Source organism: Kitasatospora aureofaciens, from assembly GCF_019192735.1.
Classification (GTDB): domain Bacteria; phylum Actinomycetota; class Actinomycetes; order Streptomycetales; family Streptomycetaceae; genus Kitasatospora; species Kitasatospora aureofaciens_A.
Map to the genome: position 1 here is coordinate 42,761 of NZ_JAHTKP010000042.1, position 24,327 is coordinate 67,087.

The following is a 24,327-nucleotide window of genomic DNA, read 5'->3' on the forward strand; positions in this document are numbered from 1 at the left end:
GACATGTGTGGCATCGCAGGCACGTACCGATGGCCGGACGGGAAGGTCGTGACCGACCGGCTCACCGACACGCTCGCCCATCGCGGTCCGGACGGGGCGGGCCGGTACAGCCACCCCGTCGGTGACGGCGAAGTGCACCTCGGGCACCGCCGGCTGGCCATCATCGACCTGTCCGAGACCGGCGCCCAGCCGATGGTCTCGGACGGTCTCGTCCTGACGTACAACGGCGAGCTGTACAACGCGCCCGAGCTGCGCGCCGAACTGGCAGCCGCCGGGGTGCGCTTCCGCGGCACCTCCGACACCGAGGTGCTGCTGGAGGCCTGGCGGCGCTGGGGCACGGACTGCCTGCCCCGGCTGCGCGGCATGTTCGCGTTCGGGATCTTCGACGAGCGAACCGGTGACCTGGTGCTCGCCCGCGACCAACTCGGCATCAAGCCGCTCTTCCTGCTCCGGCGCGGTGAGGGCCTGGTGTTCGCCTCCGAGCTCAAGGCGCTCGCCGCCGCCACCGGCGGGTCGCTGCAGGTGGACCATGCGGCGCTGGTGGCCTCACTGCTGTACTACTGGGTGCCGGACTCACGGTGCGCGTTCCGCGAAGCGGAGAAGCTGCCGCCGGGGAGCTGGCTCCGGTACCGGCCCGACGGCCGGGTGGAGCGCGGCCGGTTCTGGCACCTCCGGGACGTCGCCGCCGAGGGCCGGGAGCGGGCCCGGGCCGGCGAGCGGCCGGATGTCGCCGCCGTCGTCGAGGAGTCGACCCGACGCCACCTGCTCTCCGACGTACCCGTGGCGACCTTCCTCTCCGGCGGGCTGGACTCCAGCTACCTGACCGCGCTGGCGGCCCGGGACCACCCCGGGATCTCCGCTTACACGATCGGGTTCCGCGCCGAGGACGCCAGGTTCGAGGCGATGCCGGACGACCTCCGCTACGCCCGGCAGGTGGCCGAGCGGTTCGGCGTCGACCTGCACGAGATCGAGATCGCTCCGAACGTGCTCGACCTGCTGCCGCAGATGACGTACCACCTGGACGAGCCGATCGGCGACCCCGCCGCGATCAACACCTTCCTGATCTGCTCGGCCGCCCGGGAGGCCGGGGTCAAGGTGATGCTCTCGGGGATGGGTGCCGACGAGCTGTTCGCCGGTTACCGCAAGCACCTGGCCAACCTGATCGCGCTGCGCTACCAGCGCATCCCGCGGCCCCTGCGGCGCGGCCTGTCCGCGACCGTGGACCGGCTGCCGGTCGCCACGGCCCGCCGGGGATACCGGTCGGTGCGGTTCGCGAAGCGGTTCCTCTCCTTCGCCGATCTGCCGGAGGAGACCGCGTTCCGGCGCAGCTACACCATGTACGACCAGGACGAGCTGCTCGCCCTGGTCGATCCGGACCTGGCCGGGACGGTCGAGGACGTGCTGACCGAGCACGCGGACGTCTACCAGGACAACGACCTCGACGACTTCGTCAACCGCATGTGCCTGGGCGACGCCCGGATGTTCCTGCCGGGCCTGAACCTCGCGTACACGGACCGGTCGAGCATGGCCGCGTCGACCGAGGTGCGGGTGCCGTACGTGGACGTCGAGGTGGTCAAGGCGGCGTTCGCGGTGCCCGGCGATCGCAAGATTGTCGGACGACAGGGCAAGGCCGTCCTCAAGGAGGCGGCCACCTCGATCCTGCCCCGGGAGATCGTGTACCGGCCCAAGGGCCTGTTCAGCGCCCCGCTGCGGGCCTGGATGAGCCGGGATCTGGCACCGCTGGTGCGCGAGGTGGTGCACGACGGCGTGCTCGTCAACTCCGGGCTCCTGCGCCGCGACGCGCTCGCGCGCATGGTCGCCGAGGACGCCGCCGGGCAGCGGGACTTCTCCAAGCATCTGTGGCACGTGCTGACCCTCGAGTACTGGTACCGCGACGCGACCTCCGGGTCCGACCGGAGCGCTCGCTCGGCAGCGTAGAAGACGGCGTAGAAATAGGGGACTTCGGGTGAAACAGGTTGTGCAGAACTACAAGAGCGGCGAGCTGGCGGTGCTCGACGTGCCGGCACCGGGGTGCAAGCCGGGCGGTGTGCTGGTCCGCACCGCCTACTCGCTGATATCCACCGGGACCGAGCTCATGAAGGTGTCCGAGGCCGGCATGTCGATGCTGGGTAAGGCCCGCTCCCGGCCGGACCAGGTGGCCAAGGTCATGCAGAGCGTGGCCACCAACGGGGTGCCCGCAACCTACCGCAAGGTGATGGGCAAGCTGGACTCCTACACGCCGCTGGGCTATTCGCTGTGCGGGGTGGTCGAGCAGGTCGGCGCCGGGATCGACGATGTGAAGGTCGGCGACCTCGTGGCCTGCGCCGGCAATGAGCACGCGCTGCACGCCGAACTGAACTGGGTGCCGAAGAACCTCTACGCCCGGGTGCCGGACGACCTCGCGCCGCGGCACGCGGCCTTCGGCACCGTCGGGTCGATCGCGATGCAGGGCGTCCGCCGCGGCGAGCCGCAACTCGGCGAGGTGGCGCTGGTCATCGGCCTCGGGCTGATCGGGCAGCTGGTGGTGCAACTCCTGGCCGCCTCGGGAGTCCGCGTCGTCGGGGCCGACCCCGACCCGATGCGCTGCGAGCTCGCCGAGCGCCTGGGCGCTGCGGCCTGCGGCGATCCCGCGTCCGCAGCCGTGGAGGCCGCCGTCACCGAGCTCACCGGCGGTCACGGCGTGGACCAGGTGTACCTGGCCGCCAGCGGCGGCAGCAACCAACCCGTCGAGCTGGCCGCCCGGTTGAGCCGGGACCGCGGCCGGGTCGTCGACATCGGCAAGTGCCGCCTGGACCTGCCGTGGAACGCGTACTACGAGAAGGAGCTCGACGTCCGGTTCTCCCGCTCGTACGGCCCCGGGCGCTACGACCCGGAGTACGAGCTCGAGGGGCGGGATTACCCGATCGGCTACGTGCGCTGGACCGAGCGCCGCAACCTGGCGTGCTTCCTCGATCTCCTCGCCCGCGGCCGCGTCGACGTGGAGCCCCTGGTCTCCCACATCGCCGACTTCGATGACGCCGTCGAGACGTACCAGCGCCTGAAGGACGGCGACTTGAAGGCCGTGGCTGTGCTGTTCCGGTACCCCGAACCCGCGGGGGAAGGGAAAGCGGAGGCCCCGGCGGTGGCGGTGCCCGCGGTGCGACGCAGCGGCGGGGTGCCCACCCCTGCCCGGTACGCGCTCGCCCGGTCCGCAGGGGCGCCGGTGCGGCTGGCGTTCGTCGGCGCGGGAAACTACGCGACGTCGATGCTGCTGCCGCACCTGGCACAGCGCGACGGCGTCGAGCTGTCCACGGTCGTCACCACCACGGCGCTGTCCGCGACCAACGCGCAGCGGAAGTTCGGCTTCGCCCAGGCGACCACCGATCTCGACGCCGTGCTCGGGGACCCGTCGATCGACGCGGTATTCGTGGTCACCCGGCACAGCTCGCACGCCGAACTGACCCGGAAGGCGCTGCTGGCCGGCAAGACGGTGTTCGTGGAAAAGCCCCTGGCCCTCACCGAGGACGAGCTGGCCGGCGTGCTCGCGGCGGTGGAGGAGTCCGGCAACGACCGGTTGCAGGTGGGCTTCAACCGCCGGTTCGCGCCACTGCTGAGGGAGGCCAGGGGGCGGTTCGGCGCCCGGACCGGTCCGGCGAGCCTCCGCTACCTGGTCAACGCGGGTCGGCTGCAGCACGGCAGCTGGTACCTCCGACAGGGCACGGAGGGCTCGCGGTTCGCCGGCGAGGGCGGGCACTTCATCGACACGGCCAGCTGGCTGCTAGAGGCCGACCCGGTCTCGGTGTACGCGGCCGCCACGTCCGGCAACGAGGACCTGCAGGTCGTGCTGCGCTACCCGGACGGGTCCACCGCCACCCTCAGCTACGTCACCACCGGCCCGGCCGGCTTCCCCAAGGAGACGCTGGACCTCATCGCGGACGACAAGGTACTGAAGCTCGACGACTTCGTCCGCGCCTCGGTGTACGGCCGCAAGCGATGGGTCAGCTCGCGGCTGCCCAAGGCCCGGGACAAGGGCCAGTCCGCCGAGCTGGCCGCGTTCATCAAGGCCGTGCGGACCGGCGGGCCGATGCCCGTGCCGCTGGAGTCGCTGGTCGCCACCACGGCGGCCACCCTCGCCGTGCAGGCCGGCCTGGCCGCCGGCGCGCCGGTCACGTTGGCGAGGGCGCGATGACCATGAGCGCGGGCTGGTACCTGCGGCGGCTTTCCCGGATGGGACCGCAGGAGGTCGGCGGCCGGGTCGGCGACGCGGTGCGCAGGCGGCGGTGGCGGTCGGCGCTGCCGGACTGCCCGGGCGTGACCGGCGCCCGGTTCACCGCGGTACTGCCCGCCGGGACGATCGCCGCGGTGCCACCGGAGGCCGCGAAACGTCTCATCGCCGAGGCGGACCGGCTGATGGACGGGCACGCCGAGTACTTCGGGGTGGCCCGCGACGACCTGGCCGACCCGGACTGGTGGTGCGACCCGAAGACCCGGCGCCGGGCTCCGTCCGGTTACGCCTTCGACGTGCCGTACCGGAACGAGGACGCGGTCGGGGACATCAAGCAGATCTGGGAACCGTCCCGGCACCAGTACCTGACCGTGCTCGCCGCCGCCTACGCGATCACCGGGGACGAGCGGTACGCCGAGCGCGTGGCCGAGCACCTGCGGTCGTGGTGGGCGGCCAACCCACCGCTGCGCGGCGTGCACTGGATCAGCGGCATCGAGCTGGGCATCCGGCTGCTGTCCTGGGTGTGGATCCGCCGGCTGCTCGACGGCTGGCCGGGCGCGGCCGGGCTGTTCGAGGACAACCCGGCGGCGCTGAACCAGATCTGGCACCACCAGCGCTGGCTGGCCGCCTTCCCCAGCCGGGGGTCTTCGGCGAACAACCACGTCATCGCCGAGGCCGCCGGGCAGTTCGCCGCGGCCTGCGCGTTCGGGTGGTTCCCCTCCTCGGCGCGTTGGCGATCCGGCGCGCTGCGGTTGCTGGAGCGGCACTTGCGCGGCAACACCTTCGCTTCCGGCCTCAACCGCGAGCTGGCCACCGAGTACCACGGACTCGTACTGGAACTCGGCCTGGCCGCGGTGGCCGAGGCGGATGCCGCCGCCATGCCGGTCCCCGCGTCCATCCGGCTGGTACTGCTGCGGATGACCGACGCGCTCGCGGCCGTCGTGGACAACCGGTTACGGCCGCCGCGCCAGGGGGACGCGGACGACGGGCACGGTCTGGTCGTGGACGGCGCGGGCACCGACCGCTGGGCCTCGCTGCTGGCCACCGGGGACGCCGTGTTCGGCCGGCTCGCCTGGTGGCCGGCGGTGACCGGCACCGATGTGCGCACCCCGCTGCTGGCCGCGCTCATCCGGCCGTACTCGAAGAACGGAACCGCACCGGCCGTGACCCGCCCGGCACGCCGACCGGCCCACTTCGCCGACGCGGGCATGACCATCCTGCGCGGTCCGGCGGAGATCTGGTGCCGCTGCGACGGTGGTCCGCACGGGTTCCTGTCGATCGCCGCGCATGCCCACGCGGACGCGCTGTCCGTGGAGGTCCGGCACGACGGGGTCGACGTGCTCGCCGACCCGGGGACGTTCTGCTACCACGGGCAGCCCGAGTGGCGGCAGTACTTCCGGTCGACCCTCGGCCACAACACCCTGCAAGTGGACGGCGGTGACCAGTCCGTCTCCGGTGGCCCGTTCCTGTGGACCCGGCATGCCCGCAGCCGCGTCCTGGTCGCGGACACATCCGGCGAGGGTGTCGCCCGCTGGTGCGCCGAACACGACGGCTACCAGCACTCGGTGCACCGCCGCCGGGTGGAGCTGACCGCCGCGAGCCAGGAGCTGCGGGTGATCGACGAGGTGCGCGGCCCGCGCCGGGCCGCGCGCCTGGCGTTCCACCTCGGCCCGGTGATCGCCGCGGACCTGACGGGGAACCGGGCGGTGCTCACCTGGACCCGGGACGGCGAGGACCGCTCCGCGGTGCTCGACCTGCCCGGGCAGCTGTCCTGGCGGGCGCATCGCGGCGAGACCGACCCGCCGCTGGGCTGGTACTCCGCCGGCTTCGGACGCAAGGAACCCACCACCACGCTGATCGGCACCGGCTTCGCCGACGGCGCGCAGGGGTTCACCACCGTACTCAGGTTCCGCGGCTAGGGGGGCGGGTGGGGATCAAGAGGCGGCACTGGGGGGCGTTGGCGGCGGCACCGCTGACCCTGGCCCTGCTGGCGACCGGCTGTACGAGCACGTCGGACGCCCCGGCGGAGCCGACCGGTACGCCATCCAGGTCCGTGGCCGTGGCCCAGGTGTGCGCCAAGCCCGCGGACGGGCCGGCGAACGCGCCGACGGGCGCGGTGACAGTCGACCCCGCAGTGGTCGGTGACCTGGCCGCGAAGACCAAGAGCAGCCCCCCGAACACCACGTTCTGGCTTCGGCCGGGGACGCACACGCTCGAATCGGACCGGTACGCCCAGGTCATCCCCAAGGAGGGGGACAGCTACCTCGGCGCGCCGGGCGCGGTGCTCGACGGCCGGAAGACCAACGAGTACGCGTTCGGCGGCACCGCCGGCAACGTCACCATCCGCTACCTGACCGTGCAGGGATTCGTCGCGCCGCAGAACGAGGGCGTGGTCAACCATGACTCGGCCGACGGGTGGGTGATCGAGCACACGACGATCCAGAATAACTCCGGCGCCGGGCTGATGGCCGGTGCCCGCCAGCGGGTCCGCGCCAGCTGCCTGCGCGGCAACGGGCAGTACGGCATGAACGCCTACAAGTCCGGTGCCCCGATCAGCGATCTGGTGGTCGAGGGCAACGAGATCACGGCCAACGACACCGACGAGTGGGAGCGCCGGCAGCCGGGCTGCGGCTGCACCGGAGGCGTCAAGTTCTGGGCCGTCAACGGCGCCGACGTACGCGGCAACTGGGTGCACGACAACCGCGGAGCCGGGTTGTGGGCGGACACCAACAACAACGACTTCCGCATCGAGGACAACGTGCTGGAGGCCAACGACGGTGCCGCGCTGATCTACGAGACCAGCTACAACGCGGTCATCCGGAACAACACGATCCGGCGGAACAACTGGGTCGAGGGCCGCAGATCCGCCGACCGCGGCGACAACTTCCCGTTCGCGACCGTCTACCTGTCCGAGTCCGGCGGCGAACCACGGATCCCGGCCCGCACGGACAGGATCGAGATCGACCGGAACGTGCTGGAGAACAACTGGTCCGGGATCACCCTCTGGGAGAACGCCGACCGGTTCTGTAACAGCCCGGCCAACACCTCGTCCGGCGACTGCACGTTGCTGGTGAAGGACACCGCCCGCTGCGCACAGCCGACGATCGCCACCGCACCGCTCTACGCCGACTGCCGGTGGAAGACCCAGCGGGTGGACATCCACGACAACCGCTTCGTACTGGACGCGTCCGTCGTCGGGTGCACGGTGAAGTGCGGCCGGATGGCGGTGCTGGCCAACTACGGCACCTATCCGGACTGGTCGCCGTACAGGGGCGAACCGGTGGCCGAGGCGATCACCGGCAAGCAGCAGAACCGCTGGCACGACAACGTCTACCTCGGACCATGGAGCTTCGTCGCCCACGACCCGAGCCGGACGCTCGACTTCGGGCAGTGGCAGGGCACGCCGTACCAGCAGGACGCGGGCAGCACCTTCCAGCCACAGGCCGGTGGTTGAGATGGGCCGGGACCTGACGCGCGACGAGCTGCCGGGCGGACCGGGCACCGCTGGCACGGACACTGCGGGCACGCGGCCCGGCGCCGAACCGCGCCCGGCCGGCACGCCGAAGACCGTCGGGCTGGTCTGGGGGTTGCTGGTCCTCAACACGCTCGGCTCCGCCGGGGCGAAGACCATCATCCCGCTGCCCCGCTCCCTCATCCAGATGGCCACCATGGGCGCGCTGGTCTCCGCGTTCGCGCTGGCGCTCGCCCTCAATCTCCGGCTGCGCATCCGAGCCAGCGCCTTCCTGTTCCTGCTCACCCTGCTGCTGGTGCTCAGCGTGATCTCCAGCGCGCACCTGGAGTCCGGATTCGGCGCGCTGTTCCGCTGCTTCCGGCTGGCGCTCTTCGTCGGCACGCTGTGGCTGCTCAGCCGCTGGTGGGACGGCAGCCCGAGGTTCGTCCGGCACCACATCCGGACGTACTTCGCGGTGCTCGCGTCGGTGGCCGCCGGCCTGCTCATCTCACCGGGCGCGGCCATGCCCGAGCTCTACGGCGGACGGCTGGTCGGCGCGCTGTGGCCGCTCACCCCGCCGCAGATCGGACAGTACGCCGCAGTGATCATCGGGCTCACCGTGCTGCTCGTCCTGGACCGCCAGGCCGACCGGGCCGGCGCGGCGGCAGTCATCGTGCCGTCACTCGTCCTGCTCGCGCTGACCCACACCCGGACGGCCACGCTCGGCCTGCTCATCGGGTTGGTGTTGGCGATCGGCTCGCTCATCCTGACCAGCGCCGCCGCGCGCCGGTTCTTCGCCTGGACCGTGCTGTGCGCCACCGTGGCCGCGGTGGGGTTGAGCTCCGTGCTGCAGGCGTGGTTCCTGCGTGGACAGAGCCAGGAGAACTTCTCCAACCTCACCGGCCGGGCCAAGGTCTGGGACGCCCTGCTGGCAGCGCCCCGGACGACCACGGAGCAGCTGTTCGGCGTGGGCCTGGGCGACAAGTCGTTCGGCGGGCTGCCGATCGACAACAGCTGGCTGGCCGTCTACAACGAGCAGGGTCTGACCGGTGTCGCCATCGTGGCGGCGATCATCATCGTGCTGGGCGGCGTCGCGTTGCTGCGGCCACCGTCGCTGTCGAGGGCCTGCGCGATCTTCCTGATCAGCTACTGCGCGATCGCGTCGTACACCGAGGCCGGGCTGGGCGACGCCTCGCCGTATCTGCTGCATCTGACCGTGGCCGCCTCGCTGCTGGCGACACCTGCCGCGGCCGCTCCCCTGTCGACGCCCGAAGTCCCTCGACGACGCGTACCACAACGGGCCCAGAGTTCGGAGGTGACCTGAGCATGCACATCCTCGTGGTGCACAACCGCTACGCCTCGACGCAGCCGAGCGGGGAGAACAAGGTCGTCGACCAGGAGGTGGAGCTGCTGCGCGAGGCCGGCCACCGGGTCGAGGTGTTCGAGCGGCGCAGCGACGACATCACCGCCCGGTCCCTGCTGGGCAAGGCCGCGGTGCCGCTGCTGGTGCCGTGGAACCCGGCGGTCCGCGCGGAGCTCGCCGCCCGGCTTCGCACCGAGCGGCCGGACGTGGTGCACGTCCACAACGTCTTCCCCCTCCTGTCGCCCGCGGTGCTGTCCGCCTGCGCCGACGCCGACGTGCCCGCCGTCGCCACGCTGCACAACTACACCCAGGTCTGCCCGCCCGGCACGCTGCAGCGGGACGGCCGGCCGTGCACCGAGTGCGTCGGGGCGTCACCGCTGCCCGCCGTCCGGCACGGCTGCTACCGGAACTCCCGGCTGGCGACGGTGCCGCTCGCGGTCAGCCTGTCGATCAACCGGCGGCGGTGGTGGTCCGGCGTGGAGCGGTTCTTCTGCATCTCCGCGGCGCAGCGCGACGTCCTGGTGCGGGCCGGCCTGCCGCCCGAGCGGCTGGCGGTGAAGCACAACTTCGTGCCCGACCCGGGCGCCTGCCGAACGGGCGCCGGCGAGCATCTGCTCTATCTGGGCCGACTCGCGGAGGCCAAGGGTGTGCGGCTGCTCATGGCCGCGTGGGACGAGCTCGCCGCGGACGGCGGTGTGGGCGTGCCGCTCGTGGTCGCCGGCGCGGGGCCGCTGGAGCGGGAGGTGACGGCCTGGGCGGCGGGCCGGGACGACGTGCGGTACGTCGGCCTGTACGACCCGGCCCAGTGCCGTCAGGCCGTCGCTCGGTCGGTCGCCGTGGTGGCTCCCTCGACGTGGCTGGAGGCGTTCGGCCTGGTGGTCGTGGAGGCGATGGCGGCGGGGGTCCCGGCCGTCGCCGCCGGTCACGGCGCCTTCGTCGAACTCGTCGAGGACGGGGTGACCGGGCTGCTGCACCAGCCGAGCGAGGCAGCCTCACTCGCGTCCTGCCTACGCCGGATCACGGCCGAGCCGGACCGCAACCGGGAGATGGGCCAGGCGGCCCGGCGCCGTTACGAGCAGGGGTTCAGCCCGGCCGTCGGGCTGGAGCGCCTGGTGGAGGGGTACCGCACCGCGATCGCGGGTCGGTCCGGCGGCGCGAACGGCACGCCGCCGGTAGGGAACGGAAACGCTGGCTCGCGGCGGGGCACCCGCGCGAGCAGGAATTGGGGGCAGTAGATGACACGATGCCGACTCTGCGGCTCGGCGGCGATGGGGAGCGTCGTCGATCTGGGGGCGACCCCGCCGTGTGAGAGCTTTCTCGCCGCGGACCAACTGGACCGGCCGGAGCCGGCGTACCCGCTGCACCTGCGGGTCTGCACCGACTGCTGGCTCGCGCAGATCCCTCCGCTGATCACGCCGGAGGAGACGTTCACCCAGTACGCGTACTTCTCCTCCTACTCGACCTCCTGGGTGGAGCACGCGCGCACGTTCGTCGCCGATGCCGTGCAGCGGCTGGGCCTCGGCCCCGACGCCTTCGTGGTCGAGGTCGCGAGCAACGACGGGTACCTGCTCAGGCACGTGGTGGACCGGGGGATCCGCTGCCTCGGCATCGAACCGTCGGTGAACGTCGGCGCGTCGGCGCGGGACGCGGGTGTGCCCACGCTCACGAAGTTCCTGGACCCGGCCACCGGCTCGGCCGTCCGCGCCGAGCACGGCCCGGCGGACCTGGTCGTGGCCAACAACGTGTACGCGCACATCCCCGACGTGGTCGGGTTCACCCGGGGGCTGCGCGCCCTGGTCGCCGACGACGGCTGGGTCTCCATCGAGGTGCAGCACCTGCTGACCCTGATCGAGGAAAACCAGTACGACACGATCTACCACGAGCACTTCCAGTACTACACGATCGCGTCCGCGACCCGGGCGCTGGCGAGCGGCGGACTCACGCTCGTGGACGTCGAGCTGCTGCCCACGCACGGCGGCTCCATCCGGCTGTGGGCCCGGCCGACCGAGGTGGCCGGCGAGCCGACCCGGCGGGTGGCCGACGTGCTGGACCGGGAGAAGGCCGCCGGGCTCCAGGAGCTGTCCGGGTACACCGAGTTCTCCGCCCGGGTGGCCAAGGTGCGCCGGGACCTCCTGCGGTTCCTCATCGAGGCGGCCGAGCGCGGCGAGACGGTCGTCGGCTACGGCGCCCCGGGCAAGGGCAACACCCTGCTCAACCACTGCGGCATCCGGCCCGACCTGCTCCCGTACACGGTCGACCGTAACCCCTACAAGCACGGCAGGTTCACCCCGGGGACCCGCATCCCGATCCTGCCGCCCGAGCAGATCGGCACCGACCGGCCGGACTACGTCCTCGTCCTCCCGTGGAACCTGCGGGCCGAGCTGATCGAGCAGTTGTCCTTCGTGCACGAGTGGGGCGGCCGGCTGGTCTTTCCCATCCCGGAACTGAGCATTGTCGAGGTCAAGCCATGAAGGTCGTCCTGTTCTGCGGCGGTTACGGGCTGCGCATGCGCAGCGGAGCCTCCGACGACATGCCCAAGCCGATGGCGATGGTCGGCCCGCGGCCGCTGATCTGGCACGTCATGCGCTACTACGCGTACTTCGGGCACACGGAGTTCATCCTGTGCCTCGGGTACGGGGCCCACCACATCAAGAACTTCTTCCTCAACTACGAGGAGACGACGTCCAACGACTTCGTGCTGCGCAACGGGCAGACCGAGCTGCTGTCCACCGACATCGCCTCCTGGACGATCACGTTCGCGCAGACCGGCATCGAGTCGCCGATCGGGGAGCGGCTGCGCCGGGTGCGCCACCACCTGGACGGCGACGAGATGTTCCTCGCCAACTACGCCGACGTGCTCACCGACGCCCCGCTGCCGGAGATGATCGACCGGTTCGCCCGGCGCGACGCGGGTGCGTCGATGATGGTGGTGCCGCCGCAGTCCTCGTTCCACTGCGTGGACCTGGGCGAGGACGGCCTGGTGGGGGGCATCACCGCGGTGAGCGAACTGCCGTTGTGGGAGAACGGCGGCTACTTCGTGCTCCGCCAGGAGGTCTTCGACCACATCCCGGAGGGCGGGGACCTGGTCGCCGACGGATGCGCCCAACTGGCCAAGCGCGGCCGGCTGGTGGCGCACCAGCACCGCGGCTTCTGGAAGCCGACCGACACCGTGAAGGAGCGGGCCGCGCTCGACGCCGGCTACGCCCGGGGCGACCGCCCGTGGGCCGTGTGGGAACGGGACGGCGCGGGCGCGGGCGCGACCGGCAGCGGGTACGGCGCCGGAGCGAGGGCGTGATCCGGCTCGGGGCCGGGCGCCTGGACCGGCTCGTCGCGGTGGGCGCGCACTGCGACGACATCGCCATCGGCGCCGGCGGCACGCTGCTGACGCTGTGCCTCGCGCGGCCGGGTCTGCGCGTCGACGCGCTGGTGCTCTCCGGCGGTGGCAGCGAGCGGGAGCAGGAGGAGCGGGCCGCGCTCGCCGCCTTCTGCCCGGGCGCCGAACTGCGGCTGACCGTGCTCAAGTTGCCGGACGGCCGGATGCCCGCGCACTGGGACGAGGCCAAGGCCGCGGTCGAGGAGCTGCGCGGGCAGACCGAGCCGGATCTGGTCCTTGCACCGCGTACCGATGACGCGCACCAGGACCACCGCGGCCTGGCGAAGCTGGTGACCACCGCGTTCCGCGACCACCTCGTGCTCGGCTACGAGATCGTCAAGTGGGACGGCGATCTCGGCCGTCCGGCGGCGTACCAGCCGCTGTCGCCGGAGATCGCCGAACAGAAGGTGCGGCTGTTGCAGGAGCACTACCCCTCGCAACGGCACCGGCCCTGGTACGACCGGGAGGCGTTCCTCGGGCTGGCGCGGATCCGCGGCATCGAATGCCACGCGCGCTACGCCGAGGCGTTCGCCGTCACCAAACTCACGCTCAACCTGGAGGGATGAACCGTGCGCGTACTGCTGACCGGACACCAGGGCTACCTGGGCACCGTGATGGCCCCGGTCCTCGCGGCCGCCGGGCACGAAGTCGTCGGGCTGGACGCCGGCCTGTTCGCGGACTGCGTCCTCGGCCCGACGCCCGCGGACCCGCCGGGGCGGCGGGTGGACCTGCGCGACGTCACGGCCGACCACGTGGCCGGGGTGGACGCCGTGATCCACCTGGCCGCGCTGTCCAACGACCCGCTGGGCTCGCTGTCGCCGGACCTCACCTACGACATCAACCACCACGCCTCCGTACGGCTGGCCCGGCTGGCCCGCGACGCCGGAGTGCGGCGCTTCCTGTACGCGTCGACCTGCTCGGTGTACGGCGCCGCCGGCGACGACGACCTGGTGACCGAGGACGCCCCGCTGCGCCCGGTGACGCCGTACGCGGAGTCCAAGGTGCGGGTGGAGGACGACCTGCACGCGCTGGCCGACGACGACTTCAGCCCGGTGTTCATGCGCAACGCCACCGCCTTCGGCTACTCGCCCCGGCTGCGCGCCGACATCGTGCTGAACAACCTGGTGGGCCACGCGCTCCTGTCCGGCGAGGTGCTGGTGCTCTCCGACGGCACCCCCTGGCGCCCGCTGGTGCACGCCGCCGACATCGCACGGGCCTTCGCGGCCGCGCTGATCGCGCCGCAGGAAGCGGTGCACGACCGGGCGTTCAACATCGGCAGCGAGATCAACAACGTCACGGTCGCGGAGATCGCCGAGCAGGTCGCCGAGGCGGTATCCGGCTCGCGGGTGGTGATCACCGGGGAGACCGGTGCCGATCCGCGGTCGTACCGGGTGGACTTCTCCCGGTTCCGCGCCGCGCTGCCCGGCTTCGACTGCGAGTGGACGGTGAAGCAGGGCGCGCTCGAACTCGCCGACGCCTACCGGAAGTTCGGGCTGACCCGGGAGGACTTCGAGCGACGCTTCACCCGGCTGGCCGTGCTGCGCGCGGCGTCCGCCGCCGGCGCCGTCGACGACACCCTGCGGTGGCGCCGATGACCGCGGCCGGCGAACAGATGTACGCGCTGGTGGAGCGGCTGTACCCGCTGTGCCGGAGCATCACCGGCGACGGTGTGCGCGCCACCCTGGAGATCGTCGGCGAGTACATTCCGCTACAGGTGCACGAGGTGCCGACCGGGACGCAGGTCCTCGACTGGACGGTGCCGCAGGAGTGGAACATCCGGGACGCGTACATCGCCGACACCGCCGGCAACCGGGTCGTCGACTTCGCCGCGTCCAGCCTGCACGTGCTCGGCTACAGCGTGCCGGTGTCGGCGACCATGCCGCTGACCGAGCTGCGCGGACACCTGCACACCCTGCCGGACCACCCGGCCTGGGTGCCGTACCGCACCAGCTACTACACGCCGGAATGGGGGTTCTGCCTGGCCCAGGAGACCTTGGACACGCTGCCGGACGGCGAGTACGAGGTGCGCATCGACTCCACACTCGCGGACGGCCACCTCACCTACGCCGAGCACGTGGTCCCCGGGCAGGTCGCCGACGAGGTGATCGTCTCCTGCCACGTCTGCCACCCGTCGCTGGCCAACGACAACCTGGCGGGCATCGCGGTGGCGACGTTCCTGGCGCGGGCGCTGGCGGAGCAGACCCCGTGGTACACCTACCGGTTCCTGTTCGCGCCCGGCACCATCGGGGCGATTACCTGGCTGGCCCGCAACGCGGAGCGGGTGGAGCGGGTCAAGCACGGGCTGGTGCTGGCCTGCGCCGGCGACTCGGGCCGGCTGACGTACAAGCAGAGCAGGCGCGGCAACGCGGAGATCGACCGGGTGCTGCGGCACGTGCTGCTCGCCTCCGAACGCCCGCACCGCGTCGCCGAGTTCACTCCGTACGGCTACGACGAGCGGCAGTTCTGCTCGCCCGGGTTCGATCTCGGCGTGGGCTCGCTCAGCCGCACCCCGTACGCCGGGTACCCCGAGTACCACACCTCCGCGGACAACCTGGACTTTGTCTCCCCGGAGGCGATGGCGGACACGCTCGCCGTCTGCCGCGAGGCCTTCGCCGTCCTCGACCGCAACCGGCGGTACCTCAACCTCAGCCCCTACGGCGAACCGCAGCTGGGCCGGCGGGGGTTGTACGACTCGCTCGGCGGCCGCAGCGACGCGAAGCAGGCCCAGATGGCCATGCTCTGGGTGCTCAGCCTCTCCGACGGCGAGCACAGTCTGCTGGACGTCGCCGAGCGGTCCGGGCTGCCGTTCGACACGGTCGCCGTCGCGGCCGGCGCCCTGCAGGGCGCCGGGCTGATCAAGGCATGACGCCGATGACCACCGAGGGGATGAAGACGAGGACACCGGCGGACCGGGCCACAGACGCCCGGCGGACCGCCAAGCGGGCCGTCGTCGGCCGGCTGTCCTGGGGACTGGCCGACCAAGCGGCCTCCAGCATGACCAACTTCGCGGTGGGGATCTACGTGGCACGCTCGCTGGGGGTGACCGCGTTCGGCGTGTTCAGCCTGGCCTGGCTGACCTACGGCGTGGTGCTCAACGTCGCCCGCGGGCTGGCCACCGACCCGCTCGTGGTGCGCTTCAGCGGCGTGCCGGCAGCGTCCTGGCGCGGGGCGGCGGCCCGGTCGTCGGGTGCCGCGCTCGGCGTCGGTGCCGCCCTCGGCGCAGTGTGTCTGCTGATCGGGCTGGGCCTCGGCGGCCGCGTGGGGCCCGCGTTCGCCTGCCTCGGCGTCGTCCTGCCGGCGCTGCTTCTGCAGGACGCCTGGCGGTTCGCGTTCTTCGCCGCCGGCACCGGGCGGAAGGCGTTCGCCAACGACCTCGTGCAGGGCGTCGCGCTCGTCCCGGCCATGGTCGTGGCGGCCCGCGTGGGCAGCGTGGCCGCCTTCGTGCTCGCCTGGGGCGCGTCCGCCGCGGTGGCCGCGGGCTACGGCTGCCTCCAGTCCGGCATCCGGCCCCGGGTGACCCAAGCACGCGGGTGGCTTCGCGAGCAGCGCGATCTCGGCTCCCGATACCTGGTCGAGAACGTCAGCCTCAGCGGCGCGAGCCAGCTGCGGGCGTACGGGCTCGGCGCGATCGTCGGGGTCGGCGCGGTGGGTGCGATCCGGGGCGCGGAGCTCCTGCTCGGCCCGTTCCTCGCTCTGCTGATGGGGCTGTCGCTGGTCACCGTCGCGGAGGCGGCACGGGTGCTGAGGCAGGCACCGCACCGGCTCGGCGGGTTCTGCCTCCTGCTGGGCGGCGGGCAGGCCGCCGCCGCGCTGCTGTGGGGCGCGGCGCTGCTGCTGATGCCGGACCGGGTCGGCGAGCTCGTACTCGGCGACGTCTGGCACTCCGCCTCGGTGCTCATCCTGCCGGCCACGCTCGGCGTCGCGGGCGCCGGCCTCGGCAGCGGCGCGGCGGCCGGGCTGCGCGCGCTCGCTGCGGCCCGGCGCAGCCTGCGCTGCCAGCTGTTCGCCTCCACCTGCTATGTCGGCGGCGGGCTCGGCGGGGCGGCCGTGGCCGGCACGGTCGGCTCGGCCTGGGGCGTCGCCGCCGCGACCGCCTGCGGCTCGGCCGTGTGGTGGCTGCAGCTGCGGTCCGCCCTGCGCGAGCGCCACCACAACCCCATCCCCAACGTGAGGACGCCATGACCGCCCTTCCCCGGCTGAGCATCGGCCTGCCCGTCTACAACGGCGAGGAATACCTCGCCGAGTCGCTCGACGCCCTGCTCGGCCAGACCTACGAGGACTTCGAGCTGGTCATCTCCGACAACGCCTCGACCGACGCGACCCAGGACATCTGCCGCCGGTACGCCTCGCGGGACTCGCGGATCCGGTACCTCCGGCTGCCCCGGAACATCGGCGCCGCACCGAACCACAACTACGTGTTCACCGAGTGCCGCGGCGAGCTGTTCAAGTGGGCCTCGCACGACGACCTGTACGCCCGGGGCCTGCTGCGGCGCTGCGTTCAGGCTCTGGACGAGCGGCCGGACGTGATCCTCGCGCACTCCGGCCAGGCGGTCATCGACGGCGACGGCCAGGTGAAGGTCCCGTACGAGTACGGGCTCGCCACCAACTCGCCGCACGCGCCGGAGCGCTTCCGCAGTCTGCTGTTCGAGCCCGGTGGCGACGACTTCTACGGGGTGATGCGGGCCGACGTGCTCCGCCGGGTGAAGCCGCACGACAGCTACCACCACGCGGACCGCACGTTCGTCGCCGAGATCACCCTGCACGGGCCCTTCCACCAGGTGCCGGAGCTGCTGTACTTCCGCCGCGACCACCCCACCCGCGCCGAGCGAGCGAACCCTTCCAAGCGCTCCCGGTGCGTCAACCTGGACCCGCGCCGGGCAGGCCCGCTGCACCCGACGCCCCGCCTGCTCGCCGAATACGTCTGGGGCTTCGCCTCGGCGATCCGGCGGGCGCCGTTGTCCCCCGCCGACCGGCGCGCGTGCTACCGCCACCTGGCCGCGTGGATGACCAGCCGGGTCCGGCCGGGCGCCGGCGAGCGGGTCGAGGACCGCGCTCCGGTCGACCCGGCCCTGCTGACGGTCTCCGTCGACGCCCTCGTGGCCGGCCGTTCGGGGAGGCAGGCATGACGCCCGCAGACGAAACTCCGGTGCGCGTCGGGGTGTTCGGCCTGCTCGGCTCCGGCAACCTCGGCAACGACGGGTCGCTCGAGGCCGTGCTCGGCTACCTCCGCGCCGAGCACCCGGAGGCGGTCGTGGACGCGCTGTGCGGCGGACCCGAGGTCGTCGCGACCCGGTACCGGATCCCCGCGACGCGGCTGCACTGGTACCGCGGGGAGTACCGGACCGCGTCACGTGCGGGCGCGATCGCGGCGAAGGGTCTGGGCAAACTCGTCGACGCCGTCCGCACCGCTGCCTGGGTGCGACGGCACGACGTGGTGATCGTGCCGGGCATGGGCGTCCTGGAGGCCACGCTGCCGCTGCGGCCGTGGGGCTTCCCGTACTCGCTGTTCCTGCTCTGCGCATCCGGCCGGCTGTTCGGCACCCGGGTCGCGCTGGTCAGCGTCGGCGCCGCCGCGATCGGCAACCGGCCGACCCGGGCCCTGGTGCGCTGGTCGGCGCGGCTGGCCACGTACCGGTCGTACCGGGACGCCCTGTCCCGCGACGCGATGCGGGCGATGGGCGTGGACACCGCGCGCGACGAGGTCTACCCGGACCTCGCCTTCGCCCTGCCGACGCTGTCCGCAAGCGCGCCCTCGGGTCCGCCGGGCCCGGTCTGCGTCGGCGTCATGGCCTTCCACGGCGGCAACGACGACCGCGCCCGGGCCGAGGAGATCCACCGGCGCTACCTCGACGGGACGACCCGCTTCGTCCGCGCGCTGGTCGAGGACGGCAGGCCGGTCCGGCTGCTCACCGGCGACGGGGTCGACGTGCCGGTGGTCGCCGCGATCCTCGACGCGGTGGACTCGCCGCTGGTCACCGCTGCCGAGGCGGCCTCGCTGGCCGACCTGATGAAGGAGACGGCGGCTGCCGACACCGTGGTGGCGACCCGGTACCACAATCTGATCTGCGCGCTGAAGGTCGGCACGCCGACGCTCGCACTCAGCTATGCGGAGAAGAGCGACGCGCTCATGGCCCAGATGGGGCTGGGCGCGTACTGCCACCCGGCTCGCGAGGTCGACGCCGACCGGCTGCTCGAGCAGTTCCGGGCGCTGGAGCAGCGGTCGGCAGAGCTGCGGCAGACCCTCGCCGAGCGGAACCTGACCGCCGCCCGGCGCCTGGAGCACCAGTTCACCGCCCTGACCGCGGCCCTCTTCCCGGCGGCCGACCACGCCCACGCCCACGCCCTGCGGGAGGCTCCATGAAGGCGACCGAAGTCCCGGCGATCGCCGGCGCGTACCTGTTCGAACCGACGCCGTACGCCGACGAGCGCGGCTTCTTCTGCCGCACCTTCGACGCCGACGTGGTCCGCTCGGTGGGCCTCGACCCCGATGCCTTCGTCCAGCACAGCCTGTCCCGCTCGGTCCGGGGCGTGCTGCGCGGCCTGCACCTGCGCTCCGGCGTCGGCGAGGCCAAGCTGGTGCGGTGCTCGTACGGGAGGGTCTTCGACGTCGTCGTGGACCTGCGGACGGATTCGCCGACCTACCGTAGCCAGGCCTTCTTCGAGCTGTCCGGCGAGACGCAGGTGACCGTGTACATCCCGGCGGGGTGCGCGCACGGCTTCCAGGCGCTGACCGAAACCGCCGACGTCTCGTACCGGATCGACCGCCCGCACGATCCGGCCGAGGACGTGACGATCGCCTTCGACGACCCGGAGCTCGCCATCCCCTGGCCGCTGCCGGTCACATCGATGTCCAAGCGGGACCGGGAGGCACCGAGCCTCGCCGAGGTCCTGCAGCAAAAGGAGAGGTGAGGTTGGCGTGGACACCCAAGACACCGAAGACACCGAAGAGTTCCTCCTGCCCCGGTCGCGGACGGCGAACGAGCGGCTGCACGCCGTGATCCCCGGGGGCGCGCACACCTACGCCAAGGGCGACGACCAGTACCCCGAGAACCTGGCCCCGGTCATCAGCCACGGCCGCGGTGCCCACGTGTGGGACGTCGACGGCAACCGCTACGTCGAGTACGGCTCCGGCCTGCGGTCGGTCAGCCTCGGCCACGCCCACCCACGCGTGCTCGAGGCGGTGCGGCGGGAACTCGACCGCGGCAGCAACTTCGTCCGGCCGTCCATCGTGGAGGTCGAGGCTGCGGAACGCTTCCTGGCCACGGTGCCGACCGCCGAGATGGTGAAGTTCGCGAAGAACGGCTCCGACGTCACCACCGCCGCGGTGCGGCTCGCCCGCGCCGTCACCAGGCGCCCGCGGGTGGCCATCTGCGGCGACCATCCGTTCTTCTCCGTCGACGACTGGTTCATCGGCACCACGCCGATGTCCGCCGGAGTTCCGGCGGCGACCACCGAGCTCACCGTGGCGTTCCCCTACGGGGACCTGGCCGCCACGGAGGAGCTGCTCACCCGGTACCAGGACGAGGTCGCCTGCCTGATCCTCGAACCCGCCGGCCACACCGAGCCGCCGCCCGGGTACCTCGCCGGCCTGCGCGAGCTGGCCGACCGGCACGGCTGCGTACTGATCTTCGATGAGATGATCACCGGCCTCCGCTGGTCCGAGGCGGGCGCCCAGGGCCTTTACGACGTCGTCCCCGACCTCTCCACGTTCGGCAAGGCGCTGGGCAACGGGTTCGCCGTCTCCGCGCTGGCCGGGCGCCGCGACCTGATGGAGCGGGGCGGGCTGCGGCACCCCGGCGACCGGGTGTTTTTGCTGTCCACCACGCACGGTGCGGAAACCCACTCGCTGGCCGCCGCGATGGCCGTCCTCACCACCTACGTCGAGGAGGGCATCACCGCGCGGCTGCACGCCCTCGGCGAACGGTTGGCCGCCGGTGTCCGCGAGGCCGCGGCCGGCATGGGCGTCGGCGACCACGTCGTCGTCCGGGGCCGGGCCAGCAACCTGGTCTTCGCCACCCTCGACGAGAACCGGCAGCCGTCGCAGCAGTACCGCACCCTGTTCCTGCGCCGGCTTCTCGCGGGCGGAGTGCTGGCCCCGTCGTTCGTGGTGAGCAGCGCGCTCGACGACGCCGACATCAACCGCACCGTCGACGCGGTGGCCCAGGCATGCGCGGTGTACCGGAAGGCACTGGACGCCGCCGACCCCACCCCCTGGCTGGCCGGGCGGCCGGTGAAGCCCGTGTTCCGCCGCTTGGCGTGACGTGACGTCAGCGACGCTCCCGCCGAGCGGCGTCAGCCATCCCGTCGGCCATCCCGTCGGCCAGCCGGTCGGCCAACCGGTTGACCAGCCACGCGGTCGCCGGTACCACCGCCAGCGCGGTGCACCAGCCGCCGAGGACGTCGGTCGGGTAGTGCGCGCCCAGAGCGACCTGCGCCCAGCCCATGGCGGCGCCGGCAACCAGCGCCGCGGCGAGCACGAGTGACGTGCCGGCCGTCCCGCCGAGGCCGAGCCCGTCTCGGCCTCGGCGGCCAGTTGCAAGCAGCGCCACCACAAGGGCGAGCGCGGTGGCGAAGGCGGTGTGCCCGCTCGGGTAGGACAGGTTGTCGCCGTGGATGGTGCGTCCCACCAGGTGCTTGAGCAGCGTCGCCGTCCCCACCGCCATGGCGACGCCGGCAACGGTGAGCACCGCTGCGCGAGGACGCCGAAGCAGCAGGCAGCCCGCCGTAGCGGCCCCGACCAGCGCCGCCGCCCCCACGGGCTCCCCCAAGAAGTCCAGGACCCGAGCGACGTACCGCCACGGCGGCCCCACACCCTCCACCGCCGCCCCGATCCGCGCGTCCACCGTGCCGGGCCCGCCCTCGTCGGCATACCGGACCCCGAGCGCGACGACCACCAGCGCGGCGAGGACCGCAATCAGCCCGAGCCACGTGCGCAGCGACGGGGGCAGCATCGCGGGCGCCGGCCGGCCTGCGGTAGCAACCTTCTTGTCTTCCAGTTCCGTTCCGGCCAGCCGATCCAACGCGAGCCCCCCGTCGTGTCCGACCCACCCTCCAGCGACCATAACTGCCCCACGGACACGCGTCCCCAACCTCACGGGACAGAACGCCTAGAGCCAGCCGCGCTCGTCGGCGACGCGCAGGGCCTAGGTGCGGTTGCGGGTGGCGGTCTTGGCGATGGCGGAGGAGAAGTAGTTGCGGACGGTGCCCTCGGAGAGGTAGAGCTTTCCGGCGATCTCGGCGACTCCGGCGCCGGAGCGGGAGGCGTTGAGGACGTCGCGTTCGCGGGCGGTGAGCGGGGAGGCGCCCGCAGCGAGGGTGGCGGCGGCGAGTTCCGGGTCCACCGCCCGCTCCCCTGCGGCGACTCGGCGGATGGTGTCGGCCAGCACCTCCGCCGGGGCGTCCTTGACCACGAAGCCGAGTGCTCCCGCCTCCATGGCCCGGCGCAGGTAGCCGGCGCGGCCGAAGGTGGTGAGGATGACCACCTGGCAGCCGGGCACCTGTTGGGCGAGCACGGCGGCGGCCGCCAGGCCGTCCAGTCCGGGCATCTCAATGTCCAGCAGGGCGACGTCCGGCCGGTGCTCGCGGGCGGCCTCCACGACCTGGTCGCCGCGTCCGACGGCGGCGACCACCGTGAAGTCGTCTTCCAGGTCGAGGAGGGCGCGCAGCGCGGTGCGGACCAGTTCCTGGTCCTCCGCGAGCAGCAGGCGGATCGTCATGTCGTCCCTTCGGAGCGGGGGTCGGGCGGCCGGACGGTGACCAGCAGTCGCCACCCGCGGGTCGAGCGGGCCGGCCTCGACGGTACCGCCCGCCGCCGCGACCCGTTCCCGCAGCCCGGTCAGGCCCTTGCCGTCGCCGACGAGACCGCCGCCGGGACCACCGTGACCGCCCGTGCCGTCGTCGCGGATCTCCACCTAGGTGGCGGTCAGCACCACCGAGCAGCGGGTGGCCCGGGCGTGCCGGACGACGTTGGTGATGCCCTCGCGCAGCACCCAACCGAACAGTTCGCGGTGTTCCGGCCCGACCGCGTCGGCCGCCCCGGGCAGGTCGGCCACCACCCTGGCGGCGCGCAGCAGTTCGCGGCCGCGGGCGAGTTCGCCGGCCAGCGTGGCGTCGCGGTAGCCGGTGACGGCGGCGCGCACGTCGGCCAGGGCCTGCCGGGAGAGCGTAGGACGCACCGTCAAGGGCGTGGGAAGCAGTGAGCGCGACTCCTGGTAGAACACGGATCGACCAAGATCTTGTTCGTTGCCTGGAGTCGCGCTGCCCGTGCAGTCTTCCGGACCTGGTCGAGGAGGTGCTCTCCTCGACCAGGTCCGGGCACCGTCGGCAGCGCCTGCTGCCCGCGCCGGTCGTCCTCTACTTCGTCCTGGCGATGACCCTCTTCCCCGGTAGGGGGTATCTGGGGGTGTGGTCCTCGCTGGTCGGCGCCCTGGATCTGGACGAGGAGCGCGAGCCGTCGGCCTGCGCGCTGCGGCAGGCCCGCGTGCGGCTGGGTATCCCTCCGCTCCGAGCGTTGTTCGAGCGGTTGCGCGGGGTGCTCGGGACGCCGGACGCGCCCAGCGTGTTCTTCCGGGGGCTGCGCACGGTGGCGTGGGACGGCACCATGCTGGACGTCCCGGACAGCGAGGAGAACTGCGTGGCGTTCCCGCCGACGACCAATCAGAAGGGCCGGTGCGGCTTCGCGAAGGTCCGGCTGATGGTGCTGGTGGAGTGCGGGACCCGGGCCGTGGTCCAGGCCGCGTTCGGGTCCCGCTTCGCAAGCGAGCAGAAACTCGCCGGCCAGCTCCTGGGATCCCTCACGCCGGGGATGCTCTTGCTGGCGGACCGCAACTTCTTCGGGTTCCCGTTGTGGCGCGCGGCCTCGGCGACGGGCGCGGACCTGCTGTGGCGGGTCAAGGGCACCGCCGTGCTTCCGGTGCTGTCGGTCCTGACCGACGGCTCCTACCTGTCCCGGGTCAAGGCCCCCGCCAAGCTGCGGCGTGGTGACCCACAGGCGTACGACCTGGCCGTGCGGGTGGTGGAGGCGGTGATGACGGTGACCTGCGCGGACGGTACGCACCGCACCGAGCTGTACCGATTCGCGACCACCCTGGTGGACGCAGTCGCCTTCCCCGCACGCGAGTTGGCGATCTGGCATGCGCGGAGATGGGAGATCGAATCGACGTACGCGGCGTTGAAGGTCACCCAGCGCGGGCCCGGCCGCGTCCTGCGCTCACGCAGCCCACACGGTGTCGAGCAGGAGGTCTACGCCTACCTGGTGACACACCAACTGCTGCGAATCTTCCAAAGCGGAGCCGCCGCCGAGCGCGACGTCGAGCCCCGGCGGGTCTCCTTCACCGAGACCCTGTCCGTGGTCACCCACTCGATCATCCAGCGAACCGGGGTAGCCCCCGGCCGCGCCACCGAGGAAGCCCTGCGCGCCCGGCACAAAGCCACCACCCGCCGCCGACTCCTCGCCGAGAAGACCCGCTCGCGAAGCTACCCCCGTACCCGCAAACGGCCCGTCTCCTCCTACCCCTCCCACCGCCCCGGCGACCGTCCGCCCTCACCCAAAGTCCACTACACGCTCACGTTGACGGTGCGACCTTGAACCTTAACTTCCCGGCATTGCCCCATAGCGACTCACGCCGCCGGACCGCGGACTTCCGCTCGCTGGGCACGTTCGCGCGTACTTGCCTAAGTACGGGATTCGTACGCGACTGAGGAAGTTTCATCGTGATTCGTGCAGGTCACCGGGCCTGGCGTGACGATTCGTTGGGGTGCTCGCGCAGCTCATCACGGTGATCGTGGCGGGGAGATCATCCGTCGCTCTGTGCCACCTGGTGGTGCGTCAGCACCAGCAGGGCCCGTACCAGCGCGGTGGCGTGCCGCGGGTGCATGCGCACCTTGGTCAGGATCCGGAAGGTCTTCAGGCTCGCGAAGCCGTGCTCGACCGGGGC

At 72.4% G+C, this 24,327-nt stretch carries 20 protein-coding genes; 17 read left to right on the forward strand and 3 right to left on the reverse strand.

What is annotated here, in order from left to right:
* Positions 1-3 precede the first annotated feature (3 nt).
* The 16 genes from asnB to KV557_RS30170 are packed head-to-tail and all read left to right on the forward strand — an operon-like array spanning position 4 to position 20,651.
* Positions 4-1,938 (forward strand): asparagine synthase (glutamine-hydrolyzing), encoded by a 1,935-nt coding sequence (gene asnB / locus KV557_RS30095; RefSeq protein WP_218204701.1) that lies wholly within the window; start codon positions 4-6, stop codon positions 1,936-1,938.
* Positions 1,939-1,966: 28 nt separating this feature from the next.
* Positions 1,967-4,168: a bi-domain-containing oxidoreductase gene (locus KV557_RS30100; RefSeq protein WP_218204702.1), complete on the forward strand. Its 2,202-nt coding sequence runs from the start codon at positions 1,967-1,969 to the stop codon at positions 4,166-4,168.
* Complete coding sequence (locus KV557_RS30105) at positions 4,165-6,123, forward strand: heparinase II/III family protein (RefSeq protein WP_218204703.1); 1,959 nt, start codon at positions 4,165-4,167, stop codon at positions 6,121-6,123. Before KV557_RS30100 ends, KV557_RS30105 begins: the two co-directional genes overlap by 4 nt.
* Before the next feature lie 8 nt (positions 6,124-6,131).
* A complete protein-coding gene (locus tag KV557_RS30110) occupies positions 6,132-7,658 on the forward strand; it encodes a right-handed parallel beta-helix repeat-containing protein (protein WP_218204704.1) in 1,527 nt (508 codons plus the stop codon).
* A 1-nt stretch (position 7,659) separates the two neighbouring features.
* Positions 7,660-8,979 carry an O-antigen ligase domain-containing protein gene (locus KV557_RS30115; protein WP_218204721.1) on the forward strand — a complete coding sequence of 440 codons (1,320 nt, stop codon included), beginning with the start codon at positions 7,660-7,662 and terminating at the stop codon, positions 8,977-8,979.
* A gap of 2 nt (positions 8,980-8,981) precedes the next feature.
* Positions 8,982-10,253: a glycosyltransferase gene (locus KV557_RS30120; RefSeq protein WP_218204705.1), complete on the forward strand. Its 1,272-nt coding sequence runs from the start codon at positions 8,982-8,984 to the stop codon at positions 10,251-10,253.
* Entirely contained in the window at positions 10,254-11,489 is a 1,236-nt protein-coding gene (locus tag KV557_RS30125) for a class I SAM-dependent methyltransferase (protein WP_218204706.1), read from the forward strand. It begins immediately after the preceding gene.
* Positions 11,486-12,313, forward strand: coding sequence for a glucose-1-phosphate cytidylyltransferase (locus tag KV557_RS30130; RefSeq protein ID WP_218204707.1), 828 nt, complete (start codon positions 11,486-11,488; stop codon positions 12,311-12,313). Before KV557_RS30125 ends, KV557_RS30130 begins: the two co-directional genes overlap by 4 nt.
* The gene (locus KV557_RS30135; RefSeq protein ID WP_218204708.1) at positions 12,310-12,957 is read left to right on the forward strand and encodes a PIG-L deacetylase family protein; all 648 of its coding nucleotides are present in this window, start codon (positions 12,310-12,312) and stop codon (positions 12,955-12,957) included. The genes KV557_RS30130 and KV557_RS30135 overlap by 4 nt, the downstream gene beginning before the upstream one ends.
* Before the next feature lie 3 nt (positions 12,958-12,960).
* A complete protein-coding gene (locus KV557_RS30140) occupies positions 12,961-13,986 on the forward strand; it encodes an NAD-dependent epimerase/dehydratase family protein (protein ID WP_218204709.1) in 1,026 nt (341 codons plus the stop codon).
* A complete protein-coding gene (locus tag KV557_RS30145) occupies positions 13,983-15,257 on the forward strand; it encodes a DUF4910 domain-containing protein (protein WP_218204710.1) in 1,275 nt (424 codons plus the stop codon). The genes KV557_RS30140 and KV557_RS30145 overlap by 4 nt, the downstream gene beginning before the upstream one ends.
* Before the next feature lie 5 nt (positions 15,258-15,262).
* Positions 15,263-16,573 carry a hypothetical protein gene (locus KV557_RS30150; RefSeq protein ID WP_218204711.1) on the forward strand — a complete coding sequence of 437 codons (1,311 nt, stop codon included), beginning with the start codon at positions 15,263-15,265 and terminating at the stop codon, positions 16,571-16,573.
* Entirely contained in the window at positions 16,570-17,517 is a 948-nt protein-coding gene (locus KV557_RS30155; protein WP_218204712.1) for a glycosyltransferase family 2 protein, read from the forward strand. The genes KV557_RS30150 and KV557_RS30155 overlap by 4 nt, the downstream gene beginning before the upstream one ends.
* The gene (locus KV557_RS30160) at positions 17,514-18,752 is read left to right on the forward strand and encodes a polysaccharide pyruvyl transferase family protein (protein ID WP_218204713.1); all 1,239 of its coding nucleotides are present in this window, start codon (positions 17,514-17,516) and stop codon (positions 18,750-18,752) included. Before KV557_RS30155 ends, KV557_RS30160 begins: the two co-directional genes overlap by 4 nt.
* Positions 18,749-19,300, forward strand: coding sequence for a dTDP-4-dehydrorhamnose 3,5-epimerase (gene rfbC / locus KV557_RS30165; protein ID WP_218204714.1), 552 nt, complete (start codon positions 18,749-18,751; stop codon positions 19,298-19,300). The genes KV557_RS30160 and rfbC overlap by 4 nt, the downstream gene beginning before the upstream one ends.
* Positions 19,301-19,307: 7 nt before the next feature.
* Positions 19,308-20,651, forward strand: a complete 1,344-nt coding sequence (locus tag KV557_RS30170; protein WP_218204715.1) for a glutamate-1-semialdehyde 2,1-aminomutase — start codon at positions 19,308-19,310, stop codon at positions 20,649-20,651.
* A gap of 7 nt (positions 20,652-20,658) precedes the next feature.
* Here KV557_RS30170 and KV557_RS30175 read toward each other — a convergent pair whose 3' ends face one another.
* The 3 genes from KV557_RS30175 to KV557_RS30185 all read right to left on the reverse strand — a co-directional run bounded on the left by KV557_RS30175 (position 20,659) and on the right by KV557_RS30185 (position 22,572).
* Entirely contained in the window at positions 20,659-21,342 is a 684-nt protein-coding gene (locus KV557_RS30175; protein WP_256178152.1) for a phosphatase PAP2 family protein, read from the reverse strand.
* Positions 21,343-21,534: 192 nt separating this feature from the next.
* The gene (locus KV557_RS30180) at positions 21,535-22,107 is read right to left on the reverse strand and encodes a response regulator transcription factor (RefSeq protein WP_218204722.1); all 573 of its coding nucleotides are present in this window, start codon (positions 22,105-22,107) and stop codon (positions 21,535-21,537) included.
* A gap of 195 nt (positions 22,108-22,302) precedes the next feature.
* Complete coding sequence (locus KV557_RS30185; RefSeq protein WP_218204717.1) at positions 22,303-22,572, reverse strand: hypothetical protein; 270 nt, start codon at positions 22,570-22,572, stop codon at positions 22,303-22,305.
* Positions 22,573-22,586: 14 nt separating this feature from the next.
* Here KV557_RS30185 and KV557_RS30190 point away from each other — a divergent pair, with 14 nt between their 5' ends.
* Positions 22,587-23,978 (forward strand): IS4 family transposase, encoded by a 1,392-nt coding sequence (locus tag KV557_RS30190; protein ID WP_308130145.1) that lies wholly within the window; start codon positions 22,587-22,589, stop codon positions 23,976-23,978.
* Positions 23,979-24,327: the final 349 nt, after the last annotated feature.